The organism is Leptolyngbya sp. PCC 6406, assembly GCF_000332095.2.
Taxonomy (GTDB): domain Bacteria; phylum Cyanobacteriota; class Cyanobacteriia; order Phormidesmidales; family Phormidesmidaceae; genus PCC-6406.
This window is the reverse complement of record NZ_KI913949.1, coordinates 2,605,260-2,623,802: the sequence shown is the minus strand read 5'-3', so window position 1 is coordinate 2,623,802 and position 18,543 is coordinate 2,605,260. Positions and strand designations below refer to the sequence as shown.

The 18,543-nt window shown below is 55.9% G+C and carries 15 protein-coding genes; 10 read left to right on the top strand and 5 right to left on the bottom strand.

Translation table 11 applies throughout. The features are described from left to right. Positions 1-354: 354 nt before the first annotated feature. Positions 355-546, top strand: a complete 192-nt coding sequence (locus LEP6406_RS0211600) for a hypothetical protein (protein WP_008315737.1) — start codon at positions 355-357, stop codon at positions 544-546. A gap of 11 nt (positions 547-557) precedes the next feature. Here LEP6406_RS0211600 and LEP6406_RS0211595 read toward each other — a convergent pair whose 3' ends face one another. After that, a complete protein-coding gene (locus LEP6406_RS0211595) occupies positions 558-827 on the bottom strand; it encodes a hypothetical protein (protein ID WP_008315735.1) in 270 nt (89 codons plus the stop codon). Positions 828-1,576: 749 nt separating this feature from the next. After that, positions 1,577-2,329: a Uma2 family endonuclease gene (locus LEP6406_RS0211585; RefSeq protein WP_008307870.1), complete on the bottom strand. Its 753-nt coding sequence runs from the start codon at positions 2,327-2,329 to the stop codon at positions 1,577-1,579. Positions 2,330-2,538: 209 nt separating this feature from the next. Between LEP6406_RS0211585 and LEP6406_RS0211580 the strand changes: the two genes are divergently transcribed. From LEP6406_RS0211580 to LEP6406_RS0211565, 4 genes are all read left to right on the top strand, one after another. Next, positions 2,539-2,934, top strand: a complete 396-nt coding sequence (locus LEP6406_RS0211580; RefSeq protein ID WP_008307869.1) for a nucleotidyltransferase domain-containing protein — start codon at positions 2,539-2,541, stop codon at positions 2,932-2,934. Then, positions 2,931-3,341, top strand: a complete 411-nt coding sequence (locus LEP6406_RS0211575) for a HEPN domain-containing protein (RefSeq protein ID WP_008307868.1) — start codon at positions 2,931-2,933, stop codon at positions 3,339-3,341. Before LEP6406_RS0211580 ends, LEP6406_RS0211575 begins: the two co-directional genes overlap by 4 nt. Next, positions 3,338-4,489 (top strand): cysteine desulfurase family protein, encoded by a 1,152-nt coding sequence (locus LEP6406_RS0211570; protein WP_008307867.1) that lies wholly within the window; start codon positions 3,338-3,340, stop codon positions 4,487-4,489. Before LEP6406_RS0211575 ends, LEP6406_RS0211570 begins: the two co-directional genes overlap by 4 nt. A 1,067-nt stretch (positions 4,490-5,556) precedes the next feature. Beyond that, entirely contained in the window at positions 5,557-6,612 is a 1,056-nt protein-coding gene (locus LEP6406_RS0211565; RefSeq protein ID WP_263971168.1) for a fatty acid desaturase, read from the top strand. 131 nt (positions 6,613-6,743) lie between these two features. On the opposite strand, the gene LEP6406_RS0211560 is transcribed toward LEP6406_RS0211565, so the two are convergent. The 3 genes from LEP6406_RS0211560 to LEP6406_RS0211550 form a co-directional block, all read right to left on the bottom strand. Beyond that, positions 6,744-9,710, bottom strand: a complete 2,967-nt coding sequence (locus tag LEP6406_RS0211560; RefSeq protein WP_008307865.1) for a glycerol-3-phosphate acyltransferase — start codon at positions 9,708-9,710, stop codon at positions 6,744-6,746. Positions 9,711-10,227: 517 nt separating this feature from the next. Beyond that, positions 10,228-10,929, bottom strand: coding sequence for a diacylglycerol/polyprenol kinase family protein (locus LEP6406_RS0211555; RefSeq protein WP_008310296.1), 702 nt, complete (start codon positions 10,927-10,929; stop codon positions 10,228-10,230). A gap of 5 nt (positions 10,930-10,934) precedes the next feature. Beyond that, positions 10,935-12,479, bottom strand: coding sequence for a SagB/ThcOx family dehydrogenase (locus LEP6406_RS0211550; protein ID WP_008310298.1), 1,545 nt, complete (start codon positions 12,477-12,479; stop codon positions 10,935-10,937). 241 nt (positions 12,480-12,720) lie between these two features. On the opposite strand from LEP6406_RS0211550, the gene hpsL reads away from it, so the two are divergent. The 5 genes from hpsL (at position 12,721) to hpsP (ending at position 18,279) form a co-directional block, all read left to right on the top strand. After that, on the top strand, positions 12,721-14,418 hold the full coding sequence (hpsL, locus tag LEP6406_RS0211545) for a hormogonium polysaccharide biosynthesis protein HpsL (protein ID WP_263971167.1): 1,698 nt from the start codon (positions 12,721-12,723) through the stop codon (positions 14,416-14,418). A 149-nt stretch (positions 14,419-14,567) separates the two neighbouring features. Further along, positions 14,568-14,828 carry a serine O-acetyltransferase gene (locus LEP6406_RS34250; protein WP_008310301.1) on the top strand — a complete coding sequence of 87 codons (261 nt, stop codon included), beginning with the start codon at positions 14,568-14,570 and terminating at the stop codon, positions 14,826-14,828. 54 nt (positions 14,829-14,882) lie between these two features. Further along, the gene (hpsN, locus tag LEP6406_RS0211535) at positions 14,883-15,926 is read left to right on the top strand and encodes a hormogonium polysaccharide biosynthesis glycosyltransferase HpsN (RefSeq protein ID WP_008310304.1); all 1,044 of its coding nucleotides are present in this window, start codon (positions 14,883-14,885) and stop codon (positions 15,924-15,926) included. Continuing rightward, entirely contained in the window at positions 15,923-17,098 is a 1,176-nt protein-coding gene (gene hpsO / locus LEP6406_RS0211530) for a hormogonium polysaccharide biosynthesis glycosyltransferase HpsO (RefSeq protein WP_008310306.1), read from the top strand. Before hpsN ends, hpsO begins: the two co-directional genes overlap by 4 nt. Beyond that, positions 17,095-18,279 carry a hormogonium polysaccharide biosynthesis glycosyltransferase HpsP gene (gene hpsP / locus LEP6406_RS0211525; protein WP_008310308.1) on the top strand — a complete coding sequence of 395 codons (1,185 nt, stop codon included), beginning with the start codon at positions 17,095-17,097 and terminating at the stop codon, positions 18,277-18,279. Before hpsO ends, hpsP begins: the two co-directional genes overlap by 4 nt. The last annotated feature ends 264 nt before the right edge of the window (positions 18,280-18,543 follow it).

Below are 18,543 nucleotides of genomic sequence, written 5' to 3'. Positions count from 1 at the left end.
GAGTAATTATTTGGGATAAGTGAGCCTTGAAAAGTTGAAGAAAGTCGGGATGAAGCGCTTCACCTCTACAGCACAGGTGATAAGAAAGAACCCGTTGACAGGGTGTTCAGAGATGGACACCCTCGCAGAGAGCCTATGAAAGGTAATAGCTGTCTCGCTTTCCCATTCATAGACTCAAACCTATCGAGGCATTGATCTCCATGTATTCAAGTCTATCTTGAGGCAAGTAGTTATTTGTGCCTTACAGCATGAATTTGCAATGCAATCTCAAATCCGTGTCATAAGTTTTTCTTTTTTCTAATTCTCTCTGCAATATTTTTGGCTAATGTAAATCGTGATTGCGGAGTTTTCTCAATGCGACCTGTCATTGGCCATAACCGCATTCGCAACCTGTTGCCCCTGGGCGATCTGAGGCAGATCCAGGGACTATCTGTATTTGCCAATGGGTTTATCGATATCGCCCCGCTGGAAAATTTGACGGGGCTGCAATCACTCTCGTTAGACAATCTATTGGAAACAGAAGTGGTGTGGTGCCCACGCCACTAACCATGGCTGAGCTAATCAATCCACATCTCCGGGGGAATTGTTACCGGTGTATCCGGAGGCATTGTTACCGGCATATCCGGCTTAGAGGGGCTGTAACTGGCGAGGTTAAACCACCCCACCGCCAGTAGGAGACCGAACCCACAGCCCAACAAAAAAGTCCAGGCGTGAGGCGACTCGAGTACGCAGAGCAGGCGGCGATCGCCGCTATACACCTGAACTAGCCAGCCTTCGCTGGTGTTGTCAAATCTGGTCTGCAATTTAGTTAAGTCAAACTTGTTCATAGTGTTCGCTCCATGCTGATCGAATGTGTGTGACGGTGGCGTGCCCGTGCCCGCCGCTATAAAAACACCTGTCAGAAATTCACCTGTGAATGGAGAGTGTCTCAAGGACAGAGACTGGGCATCTCAAACCTGACATAGATATCGAGCAGAAGATAGAAATCTATGCTTTAGCTTTGAACGATATCCTTAAGTCTATAGCTAGAGTTATATGTTGGATGGTGTTTATAGCGCCAAAAGGATAAGTGTTTTTTATGAAATGCTTCCGCTAATCTGAAGCAATCTTGCTCGCCAAAGGGCACTGGATTCGCTGATCTTTGGTACAAACTGAAGAATATGGTTAAAGGTAAAACCATAGATTTTTATCTTTAATTACTGGGACGAAACGCGCTAAGAGGTAACCCACACGACTTGGAAGGTTATGTCTTGAAACAAGCTGAAAAGCTTGCTACGTCGTTGTCTCCATACACACATCCAGTTCCCTGTTCGCGTTAGCGGCTCCCCTAGGGAGCAACGGAGTCGTTGGCTTTGCCGCCCCAGAGGGGCTAGGGAACGGCCAGAACCCGGTGGTGTGGCTGACTTTCTCCCTTCGGGAGACGCTAAAGCGTTGGCAAAGCCTGTCTGAAAGACTTACGACTCCGCTTAGCCAGCGGTCAACGGGCTCGATTCTCCGTAACCTTCCAAGTCGTGTGACTGACAAAAGTTGCCCCTCAAATTAGGGTGATACATCGCTGGGTAAGGCACCTAGGCTACTACTCCGGGTCAATCCCCAACTCCCGCAGGCGGGCGGCTAGAGCCTCAGCCCGTTTCTGGGCGGCATCGCGCTCCTGTTGAATCAATCCATTCTCCTCCTGGAGCGCTTCGCGCAACTGCTCCAGCTCATCTCGGCTCAGGAGCTTAATCCCCGTTTGAGGATCGTAGAACCGCAGCGCTTGAGCCGCAGGGGCCAGCCCCAGTTTTGGATAGGGGGGATGCAGTTGCAAATCTAGCCCCAGCACCGCGCTATGGATGTAGGGCAGGCCAGCGGCGGTTGAGGACAGAGGCAAGGGCTGGTAAGTGCCATCCACCAGTTGCGCCCCCCGCAGTTGGGGGTTGAGATAATCAGCGGTGGGATCATACTGAAAATATTCTTGCACCCCCAGACTGGCGTAGAGGCGAGGTTTTTCCACTTCGTCTTGCCGTTTCGTACTGCGGGAGGTGATTTCTAGGACGAAGTTGGGCAACTTGCCGCCTTCCTGCCAGGTTTTATAGCTGCGGCGCTTGCGGTTGCTGACCCCAAAAATGACGAATACGTCTGGAGACATTGCAGCCTTAGGATTACCTTCTTCGTAATAGATGAACAAGTTGCCCGAAACGTAAACATGGGAGCGACCCTTGAAATAAAGCCGCAGCACCTCAACGCAGTACAGCAAATAATCACGGGTGGCATCGCTTTCGGTCATCGGTTGCCCATCGGAGTCGGGGTAGAGGATGGGATCGGGGATTAGTCCGGTGGTCTCAGCCATGGGACAACACCTTGCGGGTCAGCGTGGACTCTAGCGTGGATTCTATTATGTCACTAACCCCCAATCTGAGTTCAACCCCACGCCATGGCAACACTCACCCACTGACTGACTGACTGACGAGAGATCGCGATCGCGCCACCCTCCAGCAAATGGCCCAAACCGCCCTCACCCTGTACTACGATCGCATCACCCCCTAGCCATCATCCCCCATGCTGCCTCCCCATCAGCCAGCCATCCTTGTTGCTGAAGAACAGGCCCCCAGCCGCCAAATTTCATCCACGGTGGATGCGGCCTTGGCAGACTGGCTAGAACCTGCGATCGCACGCCTGCGTCAACATCTCGATCCTGATCGCATTCTTCTCTTCGGTTCCTGGGCCAGGAGCAGCGCCACCCGTCGGTCTGATATCGATTTGTTTGTGGTATGGGATTGCGACCTTCCCCCCCTAGATCGCATCGGTCGCGTGCTGACAGTGCTATTCGATGCCCCCTACCCAGTAGACGCGATCGTCTACACCCCAAACGAACTGACCCGTTGTCAGGATCGCCCCTTTATTCGTCAGCTTTTGGCCGAGGGCATCGTCCTTTACCAGCGGAGCCAGCCATGAGCCGCGAAAAGCTTCAACAGGAAGCCGATCGCTGGTATCGCCAAAGCATCGATGATCTAGATGCAGCCCAGGCTCTGATCGCGGCCCATAAGTTTGCCCAAGCCTGCTTCTATGCTCAGCAAGCCACCGAAAAAGGGCTCAAGGCAGTCTGGATTAGCCTAGATAGCGATCCCTGGGGGCATTTCTATACCCGATTGATTCGCGACCTCCCCCAGCCCGCCCAGTCCCACTTTCAGTCCTTGATTAACCTAGCTCTGGCCCTGGATAAACTGTACATTCCCACCCGTTATCCCAATGCCCTAGTCGAACTCACCCCCGCCGAAGCCTTTACCCAGGGGGAAGCCCAGACAGCCCTCGCAGCCGCCCAACGCCTCCTCCACCAAGTAGAACAGTGGCTCAGAGCATGATCTATCTCGACTACCACGCCACTACCCCTAGCGATCGCCGGGTGGCCGACAAAGTGCTGTGGGCCATGACCGACGGCTTTGGCAACGCCAGCAGCATTGACCATGGCATCGGCGATGCCGCTGAAGCCGCCGTCAAAATCGCCAAGCAGCAAGTAGCAGATCTAATCGGAGCCTTACCCCGAGACATCCTCTTCACCTCCGGGGCCACCGAAAGTATCAACCTCGCTATTCAAGGCACCATCCAGCATTTAGAAAACAAAGGCATCTTTCCCCACATCGCCCTCACCGCTGTCGAGCACAAAGCCGTCCTTGACACCTGCCTTGCCCTACAAGAGCGGGGCCGCGTCCGGCTTTCCCTCCTGCCCGTGGATGCCCAGGCCCGCATCGACTTGGCCCAGGTCGAACAAGCCTGTGCCAGCAGCCTTGATCTCCTCTGTGTCATGGCCGCCAACAACGAGGTGGGAACGATTTACCCGATTGAGAAAATCGCTGCGATCGCCCAAACCCACAGTGTTCCTTTCCTCTGCGATGCCACCCAAGCCGTAGGCAAACTTCCCCTTCACTTCAGCGACTGGGGCATCACCATGCTGGCCCTCTCTGCCCATAAGTTCTACGGCCCCCAGGGGATTGGGGCTCTCGTCGTCAAGCGGGGACACCCCCTCGAACCCTTGGGCTTTGGCGGTGGTCAGCAAAAGGGGTTGCGCCCCGGCACCCTCAACCTCCCCGGCATTGTCGGTCTAGGGGCAGCCTGCCACCTGCGATCCCTAGAGATGGCGGTGGACGAGGTCGAGATTGGGCAAAAGCGCGATCGCCTGCAAGCTCTTCTGCTAAAAACAATTCCCAATCTCATCATTAATGGGGATCAGAAGCACCGCCTCGCCGGAAACCTGCATATCTCCATCCCAGGGATTCCCAACAGTGCCATCATCGCTAGAGTCCGCCATCAGCTTGCGATCGCAACGGGCTCTGCATGTTCATCAGGTGTTGAAGCCCCATCCCATGTCCTCAGTGCTATGAACCTAGAAAAATCCTCCATGGAAGGCTCACTTCGCTTGGGTTTAGGCAAATTCACCACGCTGCAAGATATTCAGGAAGCTGCTGCACTTTTACAGCAAGTGGTTAGCAATATTCGAGAATTAATGACTTGATTAAATCCTTCTCAATGATTTTGGCAAGGGAATGCTCTATGGGATCACGCCAGCTTGCTTGACCAAGGAGAACCTACGCCGCCCAGCCCCAGCGCCTCACTATAAGCTGAGAGTACAGTAAGATCATTAACATAACTTCACTTCTAGCAGGGATAGATTAGGTGGTCCTACATAAACCTCAGTTGCCGCGCCATGACACGCCTAAAAGGGGGCATCACTGTAGGAGGGTACAACACTACGTAGCCCGACCCTGGCAAGACCTTGGCGGGGGGCTAACGCCCCACTCACTCCTAGATATATAGGAGATCTCTAGGAATTCAAGAGGACTTTAGGCCGATCACTTCTTGGCCCGCACCCCCAAGCCCGATCGGGCAGGCTAAGCCGTTCTTGAATGCCCTTAGGCTATACAGTCCCCCTATGCCCTACAGGCAGGCAAAGCCAACGACAAGCTCAGGAACCTGGGAGAGTAGGAGGCCAAACAAGACTGTCTGCCCCCCTGCTCCCGTTGGCTGAGCAGAGTCGAAGCCGGGAGCAGGGGGATAGCCTGACAGCATTCCAGAAAGGGGGATGTAGAGCTACTCTGCGAGAAGCCGCTTCGCGTCTAGTACTCTTCCCGTTCCCAAAGCGCTCCCCAGGAAAGGGTGGGGCCAAGATGTGCCACGACAAAACGGTTAGAGTATTTACGCCGCCCAACTGGCTGCCGTAGGCTGGGTCAAACGAAGTGCGACCCAGCACCAGTAAAGAATTGCTGGGTCACGCTGGCGCTAACCCAGCCGACAAATTCAACTTGACGTGGAAAAGTCAGCTTTTTTCCTGGTTCCCCGGCTCTGCCTGGGAATCTTCACCGAGGCTCTGCCTCGTCGTTCGGAAACGGCAAGGATACTTCCACCAGCCAGTACTAGAGACTCAAGTTGGAACTGAAGGGAGTCTTATCCTAGAACCGTTCAAAGACCCGTCTCATTTTTGCGGAATTCATATCCTACGGGGATAGATTCTGCTGAATCGTGTTATTGCCCCAAAACATAAGAACCATGATCAAAAAGTCGGATTTCGTTTTAGCGCCCTACATGAAGAGCAACAACCTCCGGGCGACCTATCAAATCCTCAACACCGTTGTTCCCTACATCCTGCTATGGTTCTTGGCCGTTAAAGCCGCCTCAATTTCCCTATGGCTGCTACCACCCATTCTGGTTTTAATGGTGCTATTTCTGCTGCGCTGCTTCTCTCTGATGCACGATTGCGGCCACTATGCTCTCTTTAGCTCTCGGCAGGTAAACCGGCTCATGGGATTTATGTTGGGGGTTATTAACGCCATCCCTCAATATGCCTGGTCTAGGGACCATGCCTACCACCATAAAACCAATGGCAATTGGGAATTATATCGGGGGGTGGCAACGTTTCTGTCCACCGAAGAGTTTGCCCAACTCAATGATTTTGATCAAAAGCTCTATGGCATACTGCGGCAACCCATCATGACGTTGCCGGGGGGCTTTTTCTATCTAACAATTCAGCCTCGCCTGGTTCTACTCCTCGGCAGTTATGACTTCATGATGCATGTCTTTACCTGTTTAAGACAAAATCCAGGTATGGGCTTTGCCGCCATCATCTCTTCCCATAAATCCAAGCATTGGCCAACAGCAGGAGAATTTTGGGATGTGCTCCTGAACAATATCTGTGTTGTCGGTGGCTGGATTGTCATGAGCAACCTGATTGGAGCGGGGCTGTTTTTCAGCATATATTCCATTGTTTTGACCTTTGCCGGGGCAATTTTCATCTCCGTCTTCTTTGTGCAGCACAATTTTGAAGGATCCTACGCCCACAAAACCCAGGGCTGGGATTACCTCAAGGGGGCGATTGAGGGCAGTAGCTATCTAGACCTGCCTGCAATTCTCCGGTGGTTCACCGCAGATATCAGCTATCACAGTATTCATCACCTTTCAGAAAGAATTCCCAATTACAATCTGGAAGCCTGTCACTACCGCAACATTCACCTCCTCTCCCAGGTGAAAACCATCCGAATTAGCGATATGCTCCACTGCTCCAGATTTATTCTGTGGGATGCTGACTCCAATAGTCTGGCGTCGATTCCTGAGCAACGCTTTGCGAATTCTTCTATTCGTTAAATTTTCCGCTCTATACCAAGTCCAGCTCGAAATCTGGAGTTTCCCCACCGCGAGAACTCCACTTCTGGACTTAGGCAAGGTTTAGAATGCGGGGGAGCGGCGGTTAGAAACCGCCGCTCCTCCACCTGATATCACAGAATTTCCACGGTGCCCTGGGTGCCGTCGAGGCGGACCCGTTGTCCATCCTGAAAATAGTGGGTGGCCTCTGCCACATTCATCACTGCGGGGATGCCATATTCTCTTGCCACGATCGCGCCGTGGGAGAGTTGCCCTCCCACTTCGGCAATAATGCCGCCAGCGCGGGCCAGTAGCGGAGCCCAGCCGGCATCGGTGTAGGGCACGACTAGAATCGTGCCCGCGTCTAGGATGGCAACGGATTGCAGGTTACGAAACACCTTCACTAGCCCCTCGACTTGGCCAGGGCTGGCGGGGATTCCTTGTAGGGTTTTCACACTGGGCTGGGGGGAAACCACATAGCGAGCTAGGTTGGGGGGCTCGTTGCCATAGACCAGGTAGGGGACGGGATCAAGGGCGTGATCTTGGTCGTAGCGATCGCGGCGGGCGGCTAGGGTAATGCCCAAATTCCCTGGCAGCAAATTGCCTAGATGGGGCAGGGGATTACCGGAAACCCAGTGGTGCACCTCGTCATAGGTCAAAAAGAAAATGTCTCCTGGTTGTTGCAGCCAGCCCACCTCAAGGGCGCGCTGTTCTAGGGCGACAAAACTCCATCGCAATTCTGCCAGTAGCCGACTGTAGATGGCGGTTACCTGTCCCTTGAGATCGAGGCGCTTTTGGACGCCGGGATAGGAGGGTTGAGGTTCTCCATCGGGAGCGACGGCGGGGGGCGGCGAGAGCACAAACTGGGCCAACAGTTCCCGCACGGGATGGGGGTTTTCTCGCCAGGTGGGGACGGCAATGTCGGTGCCGACTTCGCTCAGGTAGCCGTACTCGTCTAGAAAGCGATTGAACTGGGCTAGGACTGAGGCTCCATCCTCCAACTCTGCTAGGACGGCAAAGAGGGAAGCGGCATCGGTAATGCGATCTAAGGTGGTTTGGGGCAAGAGATACCGGGTGGTCTGGGCTAGGTCTTGCAGGGCTTTGAGGGAGGCTACTTCGGGGTTTTTCCCTCCATCTAGGGCGGTTTGGGGAGCCTTGGTGATGCCCTGGCGCAGGGCGAGACTGAGGGGGGCGAGGATGCTGTAGTAGGTGGCTTGCTTGAGGGCTTGGAGAATTTGCTCGATGCGGCTGAGGAGAACATCGGGGGCTAACCCCGATGCTGGGGTGGACTGGAGTTGGGTGAGGAGAGGGTCGAAAAGCTGGGTGCGATCGCGCTCAAAATCCCCCGGCAATTGCCATTCTCGTCGGGCCAGCCGTAGCAATCCCGGCAGATTGCGGATCGTCGTACTTAGGGGAGGTTTGGTGAATTTAGCGCCCCGCGTTAGGAACTCCAGACTCTCGGGAGGTAGCCCCATGCGCAGAAAAATATCCCCCAGCAGCGACGCATTGAAGTAGGCGCGGGAATGGTGCAGGGTGGCGGTTTTTTCAAAATCTAGCCCCCGCGATCGCGACCCCAACACCAGGGTAAAGATCTCTCCCCACACCCCACAGGTGAGGGGCCGATTGATGGACCAAGTCAGGGGCCGAATCAGACCGGGAATCACCTCGGCAGCAATTTTGCGGGTCCAGAGGGGGTAAAGGGTGGTGATGGAACGGCTCTGCAACAGCCAAAGTTGCTCGCCGTCAAAGCTCCATTCCACATCCTGGGGCAGACCACCGTAGCGTTGCTCTAGGTGGCGAGCCAGAAAGGCCACCTGTTGCAGTAACTCCGAGGGCACCGTGCCCTGCCCCTCCACCGTCAGGGTCAGCGCCTCAGGTAAGCGCCAACTGTCGGCCTCGGTGACATCCTCCGGCAGATCATCGGCCTGGACCCAGACCCGATAGCTTTCTGGGGTCTGCTGCCCCGATACCACCGCCGCCGCCCCACCGGGCAGCGCCTCAATCACCACCGCGTCTCCGGCGCGGGTGATGGGGTCGCGGCTAAAGGCTACGCCGGAATATACCCCCGTCACCTGTTGCTGCACGATCACCGCCATGGCTGCTTCAGCCAAACCGCGATCGCGGCGATACTCCACCGCCGAGGGATGGTTGTAGGAACTAAAGCAGCGGGTAATCGCCACCGCCAGATCCTCACGATTCGTAATATTCAATACCGAGGTGTACTGTCCCGCCGCCGAAGCCTCCAGACTGTCTTCCCCCACAGCGGAGGACCGCACCACCAGGGGTTGCTGGGAGGAAGGTTGGGCAATGGCGATCAGGGCCGCCGGGTCATCCCCCGCTGGCAGCACATAGCCCCGAGGCACCGGATAGCCCCAAGCTTTGAGTTGGGCTAGGGTGGCTCCCTTCCCTCCCGCTTTTGCCACCGACAGCGGCGACTCTAGGGACAGCAAAGCGCGATCGCCCTGAAAAAACTGAAACATGCGTTGTGATTCCACCCGAGCTTCTGACGTTGGCATATCTAGATCATCGGGCAGTTGCTCATAAATCCAAGCGATTAGCCCTGCCAAACAGGCCACCGCCACCACCCGTACCCCATCTTGGTGGCGCAGGGCCGTTAACAGCGGCATTAATCCCAAGGCTAACAGCCGCCCCTGGTGCTTTTCACGCACCACGGTAAAGGCCAGAAAGCTCATGAGCAAAGTAAGCCCAGCGGTAATAGGATCGTGGACGCCGAACCCCCAGACCACATTGGTTGTCCCCGCCCCCTTGGCCCCCCAGTAGCGCCCCATGACCAGGCCAATCAAGGCCACGATCTCCCATACAGGGTCGCTGGGAAAATAATGGCGGGCTAAAAGCACCGCCCCGATGCCCTTGCCCGCCTCCGCAAGTACTGAGGGGACGCCCGCCACTGGCCCCCCATGGTAAAACGCCGCCGATATCCCCACATTGCCGGTACCCAGATCCGTCAGTCGCTTACCCGTCAGTATCTGGGTAATCCAGCCGGTCAGCGGCAGGGCTCCCAGCAGGGGACAAAGGGTAAATAGGAGCAACGCGCCCCAAACTTGGGTCAGGGTAAGCATGGGGGGATAGGGAAAGGACACAAGCCGATCCTATCCAGACAGCGGCCAACTTACCAGATGGTCATAACCAAATGGTCCCAGGACGGGAATCTCTGGCGGGTGGATCACGGTACGGGGTATCACGGTACGGGGTCACGGTAGAAAGAACTCACCGATTTGATGGCGCAGGAGCCCTAGTACCGCAGGGCGTAAATCAGTCCACTATTGTCGCGTCAGCCCAACATTTTCCGGTCCCCTCTCCCCTTGGGAGAGGGCTAGGGTGAGGGGCCGAGTGCGCCACGATAGAACGGCCAGGGTATTTCCGCCGCAGAGTACTAGTGGGACCAGGAATTCCTGGTCATCCTTCTGCCTACTTATAGCGGTTCTCACTCGGGTTAAGTACAGACAAGGGGCTTAAGCCCCTTGTTCCCTGAATTGCCATCAAGTTGAGCTGTACCTCATCCATTAGGGAACCGCTATACGCAGGGGCAAAGCCCTACTTCCGTCTGCCGTTCCGTATTAGTCTCTCCCCCCTGGCCCAACCGAAGCATCCCTTAAATCAGGTCAACCATTCTTGAATCAGGCCAAAGGCGAGGGCGGCGCTGCCCAGGGGCACCGTCAGATTATCAATGCCCAACTTGGAAAAGGCTTCTAGCCCCGTCGCCGCGATCGCAACTATTGCAGCAATGCCCAAGGTAATGCTCCCCAGCCCATAGACCCCGCAGAGAATGGTGCTACAAACTCCAAAGGTAGCCAAGCCCATGGTGAGGGAGCCCTCCCAGCTCTTGGTGCTGCCCCAGAGACGATAGGGGTGACGGCCATAGGCTTGTCCCACCAACGCCGCCAACCCATCCCCCCAGGTCATCGTCAACACCCCCAACACCGCAAACTCTGGTTGCTGGAGGGGCCAAAAGACCGCCGTCAACACCCCCACGCTGACGGCGTAGAAAAAGGTCCCCAGACTCGGACGCCCCACACTATTGATTCCCGGCAGGATCGGCAGGCGATAGGACAGTAGGGCCACGACGCTAAACACCACCGAGGCGGCTAACCCCATCCAGGTGGGGGTTTCGAGCCACCAGGCCAGAAGAATGACATGGCCCGCGCCAATGTGGACAATCTTGCGGGGAATCTCTGAGACGGTCGGGGTATGTCGGTATACCCCCGCTGCCACCGCCCCCACCAGTCCCAGCCAAATGACAATGACCATGCCCTGAAGTAGGTAGGGGGGTAGGTTTCCATCGGTCAGTAGACTTTGCATTGCGCCTACGCCTCTGCGGGTTGTCCGAGGGCGGTGATATATAGAGCTGCTTCGTCAGCGGGGATGCCCAAGACCTCGTTGACCTGATCGTCAAAAAAGCCGCCAATGCCACTGACCCCGAGCCCGAGACGAATGGCGGCTAGGTTCAGACGCTGCCCCAGGTGGCCCGCATCGAGATGCAGATAGCGATAAACGCGATCGCCGTAGGTTGCCACCGCCTGCTTCAGGTCCGCCGTGTGGAAAATTACCGCTGCCGCGTCTCGCCCTAAGTCTTGCCCCAGACAGAGGTAGTGCAATTCTCGGCGAAAGTTTTTGAAGCGGATCTGGCGGAGTTCCTGACTGTGGGGAGCGTAGTAATAGCAGCCTGCATCCAGACCCTCCACACCTGACACAGCCACAAAGGTTTGAATCAGTCCTAAATCGAAATAGTCGGGATCGCTATCACAGCCCTGATCCACGTAATGCTGGGGTTGATAGGTAAAGTCCAGCACTGTACTGAGTTCATCCAGGGTCAAAGTGCCACCGCTAAACTCTCGGGTCGATCGCCGCCCCAAAAGGGTGGTTTCTAACCCCCGGAGCTGGTCATCCCACAGAATCGGATCGGTGACGGTGCTGACCTTAAGGCAAAAGGGAAAGTTGTACTTATCGGTGTGAGGGGAGGTCTCAAGCCTGGGACCAACGGGAGATCGCGTAGTCCACCGCAGATCGGCGCTAGCCTCTAGGCAGGTCGATTGATGCAGGTAGGCGAGCAATTCTCCATCCACCATGGCGGGGAAATCGGTTTGGGTGGGGGCGGGCTGGGCCGTGGTGACGGGGGATAGGTTTTGCTCGACTTGCAGCAGGTCGGCAAGAGCTGCGATCGCAATTGTCCCCTCCTCCGCCTCATTCAGGTAGAGCAATTGGTTCACCGCCCCATCCGCAAAGCCACCGATGAGATGGGGGCGGTAGTCACTCAAGTTACCCGCCAGTTCTAGATTTCCCAGCAGATGCCCCGTGTCCAGGCAAATGCGGCGATAGGCCCGGTCTTGGTAGCGCCAAGCCGAGCGGTAAAACACCGCCGTCACCACCACCGCAAGTTGGGTATGCTCCAGAGCCGGATGCCAAAAACAAGCCGTTTGCAACTCCTGCCACACATGGTCTTCCCAATAGCGCCAGAGGCTATGGGTGCGAGCCTGGTAGTTGTACAGGCCCGCTGGCAGCAGCGTCGTCCCCCGAGAAATCACATAGATCTCCGCCGGGTAGAGCCCCCCCGCCGAAGGGGCTGCCCGCAGATAGAAGGGCTCCCCAGTCATTGTCATCACCCGTGCCGTCAGACCATAGGTGTTGATCAACAGGTGAGACAGACGAATCCAGCCCCGCTGATCCTCCTGGGCCACCGTTAGCGACAGATCTAGATAGGGCTTGAGATCGTAGCCCGTGCCCAGCTTATAGGTTTTGAAGGGCTCCGGCTGGGCTCCCTGCATAGCCCCCTGGCTGCGAGATAGGGTCTCTGGGGCGTACTTGGTGCGATCGTGGAAATGCTGGGCAAAGGAGAGCACCGAATGGGCCATAGCAATGGGGAAGGCAGAACCTACGCAAAAACCTTGGTGTCATCCTAACTTTTTGCGCCCAACCTACCCTAGCCCCCAGCAAACTCGGGAGCCGACGATGGAGCAGAGAGGTGTCTGTAAGTAGGTGGGCACCTTATCGCGCCCTTTTGTGGCCCCACCCTGGGGGAAACCTGTAAAGATTTCATGTAGGAACTCGTTCTAAGATGCGACTAGACCCAGATGACCTGACCTATGGATTAAGGTGGTAGCAGAATTTCCCCATGCTGTCGCGCTACGCCTTTCCATGCCGAAAACCAAGAAGAAGCAAAAGGCTCAGAAAACCGCAGCGGAGGCTCCCCCACTCAGTCTGAAGGAAAAACTGGCGCAAAAGCGCAAGGTTGCCAAAGGCCGTCAAGCCTTTATCCAGTACACCGGGGCCGTGGTAGCCGGGGCAGCTTTTCTGGGATTACTCCTGAGCGTCTTGGCAGAACCCAAGCTTGGCGTCGTAGCGGCAGGGGGCATCATCTGTCTCGCTCTCTGTTTTAGGTATCCGCGTCAAGCCATTTACGCCTTTATTATTTACGTTCCCTTCAGTGGCACCGTCACCTATGCCCTAGGGGGAAGCGCCCTTCTGCAATTGGCAAAGGATGCCTTTTTCTTCCCCGCCGCCACGGGAGTTTTCCTGTTTTGCACCCGGTACAAACAGAATTTACTGATTCCCCAGGCTATCAAGCTGCCGCTGATGATTGTCTTGACCCTGATGACGGCAACCATGCTGTTCGTCAATTTGCCCCAACACTTTGCTGCTGGAGGTAGTGAACAGCCTATTCTCTTGGGAATCTTGGGCATAAAAGCGGTTTTGGGATATTTACTCCTCATCACCTGTGTTTATTACCTGATTCGCACAAAAGAAGACCTGTATGCTTTACTGCGCCTCCAAGTAGTGCTGATTTTAATCTGCTGCGGCCTAGGATTTATGCAGTACATGATGCTCAAAACGGGGCGTTGTGAGGGCACAGTAGGTACCGGCGACGAGTTGTTCCGAGCCTCCCTAGAGGCCCGCTGCTTAGTGGGAGGATCGCTGCTGTATTCGCCAGAACAGAACCAAATCCGGCTACCAGGTACTTTTGTGGCCCCTTGGCAGTGGGGTTGGTTTTTGATTTCCAGTGCCTTTTTTACCTTTGGGACAGCCTTTAGCGATCGCAACTTTATCTGGCGCATTATCGGGCTAGCTGCCATGGCCGCAGTTGCCGTCATGTCTCTATTATCGGGACAGCGAATTGCCCTAGCTCTCGTGCCCGTAGTGGTGGGTCTACTCCTCGTTCTCACGGGCCAGATTGCTAACCTGAAGCGGTTCCTACCCATCGGTATTGGGCTGGTCCTAATCCTGATGTTTGCTATGGCCCGTGATCCGGAGGTAGTGAGTGAGCGCCTAGATAGCTTTATCAGTCGTTGGGAAGCCTCACCCCCTCAAGCCTTTATCATGCAGCAATTAAATTGGGCCTATAAGCAGCAGCAAGGCATTTTTGGCCGAGGGGCGGGGCGAGCAACCAATGCAGCTCGGACATTTGGAAAGACAAAACTTGTAGAGACCTACCACTCCAAGCTGCTATATGAGTTTGGCATTATTGGTCTAGTTGGTATCTTAGCTTTATACACGGTATTAACCATTGTCACCTTCAAAGCCTATCGAGCCGTCAAGGAACCAAACTTGAGGGGCTATGGGGCTTCTATGTGGGTGTTTGTCCTGTTTATCAGCTACTTTCCCTATTACTATCCTCTAGATGTTGACCCCGTCAATGTCTACTATTGGTTGGCGGCGGGAATTGTGCTCAAGCTGCCAGATATTGATCGCCAAGAAAGATTGGAAAAAAGTATGGAGGGAGATACCACGAAAAAACTCAGCAAGAAGGAGTTAAGGCAAATTCAAAAAGCCAAGGAAGCAGCCCAGTTCAACTAGTCCCTCTGGGCTGAAATAGGTGTGCTATTCTTCCGCACCAGCCCAACCTTTTTCGGTCCCCTTTCCTCCTGGGAGAGAGGGCTAGGGCTTCGGTGTGAGACTCCGGCGTGAGCTCAGCCGAACCCTCAGCCGAACGGTGAGGGGTTGAGGTGTACCACGATAGAACAGTTAGAGTATTTACGCCGCAGGTTACCCTTGGCCACAAGGATCGCTCGGGACGGCCCCAGATTGGGAACAATGTACGGGTTACGGCGGGGGCGAAGGTGTTGGGGAATATTCATATTGGCGATAATGTCACCATTGGCGCGAACGCCGTGGTGGTCAAGGATGTGCCCGAGAACTGTGTGGTGGTGGGGATTCCTGCTCGCATCATCAAGCGAGATGGGGTCAGGGTGGATGATGGGTTGTAGTGTCCTGAATATTGACAAGATATTTGGTCAAAAGATATTGGGTATGCGTTTCCTATGAACTGGCCCCTAATTTCAGTCATTGTGCCAACTTACCAGCGGGAGGCGGTGCTATGCGCCACCCTGGACGATGTGCTGCGCCAAGACTATCCCCACTACGAAGTACTGGTGGTGGATCAGACCCAGCACCATGCTCCGGAAACCCAGACCCATCTAGAACAGCTTCAGCAGGGGGGCAAAATCCAATGGTTCTGCTTGGACTGGGCTAGTTTGCCGGGAGCCCGCAACTATGGTGTGGCGAAGGCGAAGGGGGACATTATTCTCTTCATCGACGATGATGTGGAGCTACCAGCGGGCTATCTTCAGGCCCATGCTCAGGTGTTTCAATCGCGTCCTGAGGTGGGAGCAGTGGCGGGGCGGGTGTTTGACCGCATGAAGCTGGCGGATCGCCCTGACCTCACGATTGAGGATCTGCCTCCAGAGGCTATGGATCCCGGTATTGCCTGGTATTACATCGATCTGGTGCATACGGTGAAGCCCCAGCAGGTGTTGACGGCCCGAGGCTGCAACATGGCCTATCGTCGGGATATTTTCACTCACCATGGCCTCTGTTTTGATGAGCGCTTCCGGGGCAATGCGGTGCGGGAGGAGTCAGATTTTTGTCTGCAACTGCGGCGCACGGGCTATATCGTCTGGTACTCACCGGAGGCCCATTTGGTGCATTTGGGGGAAGAGACGGGGGGCTGCCATGACATCACCACGCGATCCCTGAAATATCAGGTGACGTTCTACCACAACCATTTTTTGCTGGGATTGAAGAACCTAACGCCGGGGCAAGCCCTGCGGTTGTTTGGGCGACTGTTTGACTGCCATGTGTTGGGCAATCCCCCCTGTAATAAGAGTGGTTCTCCGATCAAAATTGTGACTCGGTTTGGGTTCTACTGCCTGGGCTTTTTGGATGCGGTCTGGACGCTGATCAAAACGGGCAAACGCCATCGCCTTTACACTGAGCCGTTGACCGCATCAACCCTTGCAGGGGATGAGTTAGCGAAGCTCCCCGAAGGTATCGCACCTGAACACCCCTTGGAGTCCCAGCCATGAGAGTTTTGGTGGCAAGCCACACCTATATTGTGGATTTGAACTGTGAGAAGTTCCGCACTCTGGCCCATCTGGAACCGGATGTGGAGGTGACGGTGGTGGTGCCCCGGCGCTGGAAACCGGGGGGGGTGCAGAACCGGATTGTGGAGCCTCAGGGCTGGCAGGATGGTTCTTTTCGGGTGGTGCCGGTGTCGAACTTTAGCCAAAACAACCAGGGGATGTTGACCTTTGGTCTGGATTTGGTCAAGCTATTGCGGCAATTTCGCCCCCAGGTGATCCAGGTAGAGCAGGGCTCGAAGGGTCTGGCCTATGCGGAGCTGATTACCTTGAATCGGCTGCTGGGGCTCAAGGCGAAGAATCTGTTTTTCACCTGGTGGAATTTGCCCTATGAGCTGAAGTTTCCTGTTTCTCTGCTGGAGGCGTACAACCTCCACAATACGGATGGGATCGTGTCGGGAAATCAGGATGGGGCGGATATTTTGCGCGATCGCGGTTACGCTGGCCCCATTCGGGTCATGCCCCAGTTGGGGGTAGATGAATCCCGATTTCGGCCCCAGGCCCAACCGGACTTGGCGGCTCAGTACGGCATTCAGCCCGGAGAGGTGGTGTTTGGCTTTGTCGGGCGCTTTGTAGCCGAAAAGGGACTACTCACCCTGGCCAATGCTTTGGGGCAGTTAAAGGACCATCCCCTGCCCTGGAAGTGGCTGCTACTGGGGCGCGGTCCCCTGAAGGCGGAATTAGAGGCGCGGGTGACGGAACTGGGCATCCGCGATCGCGTAATTTGGATTGAAAGCGTCCCCCACGACGATGTCCCCCGCTACATCAACCTCATGTCCACCCTGGTACTGCCCTCTGAGACCACCTATGGATTCAAGACCCTGACCGCCGTGGGCTGGAAAGAACAATTTGGCCATGTCCTGATTGAAGCCATGGCCTGTCAAGTGCCCGTCATTGGCTCCGATTCCGGGGAAATTCCCCACGTGATTCAAGATGCGGGCCTGGTGTTCCCTGAGGGGCAAGCAGATGCCCTCGCAGATCGCCTGCGCCAGTTGCTAGAGCAACCGGAGTTGCGAACTGACCTGGGTAAACGGGGCTACGCCCTAGCCATGGAAGGCTATACCAACCGCGCCCTGGCTCAACAAAGTTTGGACTTTTACCGGGAATTGGTGGGATGACCCAACCGCGTGTGCTCCACATCGTCCCCTCCATTTCCCTGGTGTACGGCGGACCGAGCCAGATGGTGCGGGGGTTTGCGGCGGCTTTGGCCAATGCCGGAGCCGAGGTAACCGTAGCCACCACCGACGCTAATGGGGATGTGGATGAAGTCCCCCTAGATGTCCCCCTCGGGACGCCCGTATCCGAGGAGGGCTACCAGGTGTTGTATTTCCGCTGCGCCCCCTTCCGCCGCTACAAATTTTCCCCCGGACTGCTGCACTGGCTGTGGCACCACGTCAGGGACTACGACATTGTCCATATCCACGCCCTGTTTTCTCCCATCAGTTCCGCCGCTGCTACCCTGACTCGATGGCGGGGGGTGCCCTACCTGCTGCGACCCCTGGGGACCTTGGACCCGGCGGATCTGGCCAAAAAGCGGCGGCTCAAGCAGATTTATGCGGCCCTAGTGGAGCGGGCTAATTTGGCGGGGGCAGCGGCGATCCATTTCACCAGTCAGCAGGAGGCGGAGGTGTCGGAACGCTTTGGCACCCAGCCGCTGGATGCGGTGTTGCCGTTGGGGGTGTCGCCCCTGCCCCCAGGGGCGGGCACGGTGGACATCCGCGATCGCTATGGCATTCCCCCAGAACGTCCGCTGATTCTCTTCATGTCTCGCCTAGATCCGAAAAAGGGTCTGGATCTGCTGATTCCGGCCCTGGAGACCCTGCACCAGGAGGGCTGGGATTTTCAGTTTTTACTGTGTGGCGCTAACCCCCAAAATCGAGATTACGAACAGCAGATTTGCCAACATATCGCCGATTCTTCCCTGCAAGCCCGCACCACCATTACCGGATTTGTATCGGGAGAGTTGAAGACCGCCCTAATTCAGGCGGCGGACCTATTCGTGTTGCCCTCCTATTACGAAAACTTTGGCATTGCGGTGGCGGAGGCGATGCTGGCGGGGCTGCCGGTGGTGATTTCTGATCAGGTGTATATCTGGCGGGATATTCAAACCGGAGAGGCGGGATGGGTGTGTCCCTGCGATCGCGAGGCACTCACGGCCAGTCTACGATCGGCACTCAAGGATCCAGAGGAACGACGGCGACGGGGGCAGCGGGCGATCCAGGTGGCCCAGACCCATTACAGTTGGCCCGCGATCGCGCAACAGGCCATTGCCCTCTACGACATTCTGCGATCGCCCTAGGCGTTGGCCGGGGCAGGTTTTGAGCCCCAATATCCGCGATGGCATGAGAGATTCTGGCTAAACCTGCCCCTACCTCAGGGCAAGGGATTACCGAGTTCACGTAGGGGTGGGTTTGGCCCGGATAGTCCCTGCATAACCGGGATCTACCCATCCAAACCCACCCCGGCCCCGTAGTGGGTTTGGCACGAATGACCTTTGGCAGTATGTGTTCGCTTTGCTTCCCCAGGAGCCAGTGCAGATTACAGAGGGATAGCGTAAAGTGAT

Excerpts from the sequence above, each read along its gene's own strand:
- LEP6406_RS0211575 (WP_008307868.1), top strand. The coding sequence starts at position 2,931 with ATGAGCCGCGAAAAGCTTCAACAGGAAGCCGATCGCTGGTATCGCCAA.
- LEP6406_RS0211555 (WP_008310296.1), bottom strand. The coding sequence starts at position 10,929 with ATGCAAAGTCTACTGACCGATGGAAACCTACCCCCCTACCTACTTCAG.
- LEP6406_RS0211595 (WP_008315735.1), bottom strand. The coding sequence starts at position 827 with ATGAACAAGTTTGACTTAACTAAATTGCAGACCAGATTTGACAACACC.
- LEP6406_RS0211565 (WP_263971168.1), top strand. The coding sequence starts at position 5,557 with ATGAAGAGCAACAACCTCCGGGCGACCTATCAAATCCTCAACACCGTT.
- hpsP (WP_008310308.1), top strand. The coding sequence starts at position 17,095 with ATGACCCAACCGCGTGTGCTCCACATCGTCCCCTCCATTTCCCTGGTG.
- hpsN (WP_008310304.1), top strand. The coding sequence starts at position 14,883 with ATGAACTGGCCCCTAATTTCAGTCATTGTGCCAACTTACCAGCGGGAG.
- LEP6406_RS0211600 (WP_008315737.1), top strand. The coding sequence starts at position 355 with ATGCGACCTGTCATTGGCCATAACCGCATTCGCAACCTGTTGCCCCTG.
- hpsO (WP_008310306.1), top strand. The coding sequence starts at position 15,923 with ATGAGAGTTTTGGTGGCAAGCCACACCTATATTGTGGATTTGAACTGT.
- LEP6406_RS0211570 (WP_008307867.1), top strand. The coding sequence starts at position 3,338 with ATGATCTATCTCGACTACCACGCCACTACCCCTAGCGATCGCCGGGTG.
- LEP6406_RS0211580 (WP_008307869.1), top strand. The coding sequence starts at position 2,539 with ATGCTGCCTCCCCATCAGCCAGCCATCCTTGTTGCTGAAGAACAGGCC.
- LEP6406_RS0211585 (WP_008307870.1), bottom strand. The coding sequence starts at position 2,329 with ATGGCTGAGACCACCGGACTAATCCCCGATCCCATCCTCTACCCCGAC.
- LEP6406_RS0211550 (WP_008310298.1), bottom strand. The coding sequence starts at position 12,479 with ATGGCCCATTCGGTGCTCTCCTTTGCCCAGCATTTCCACGATCGCACC.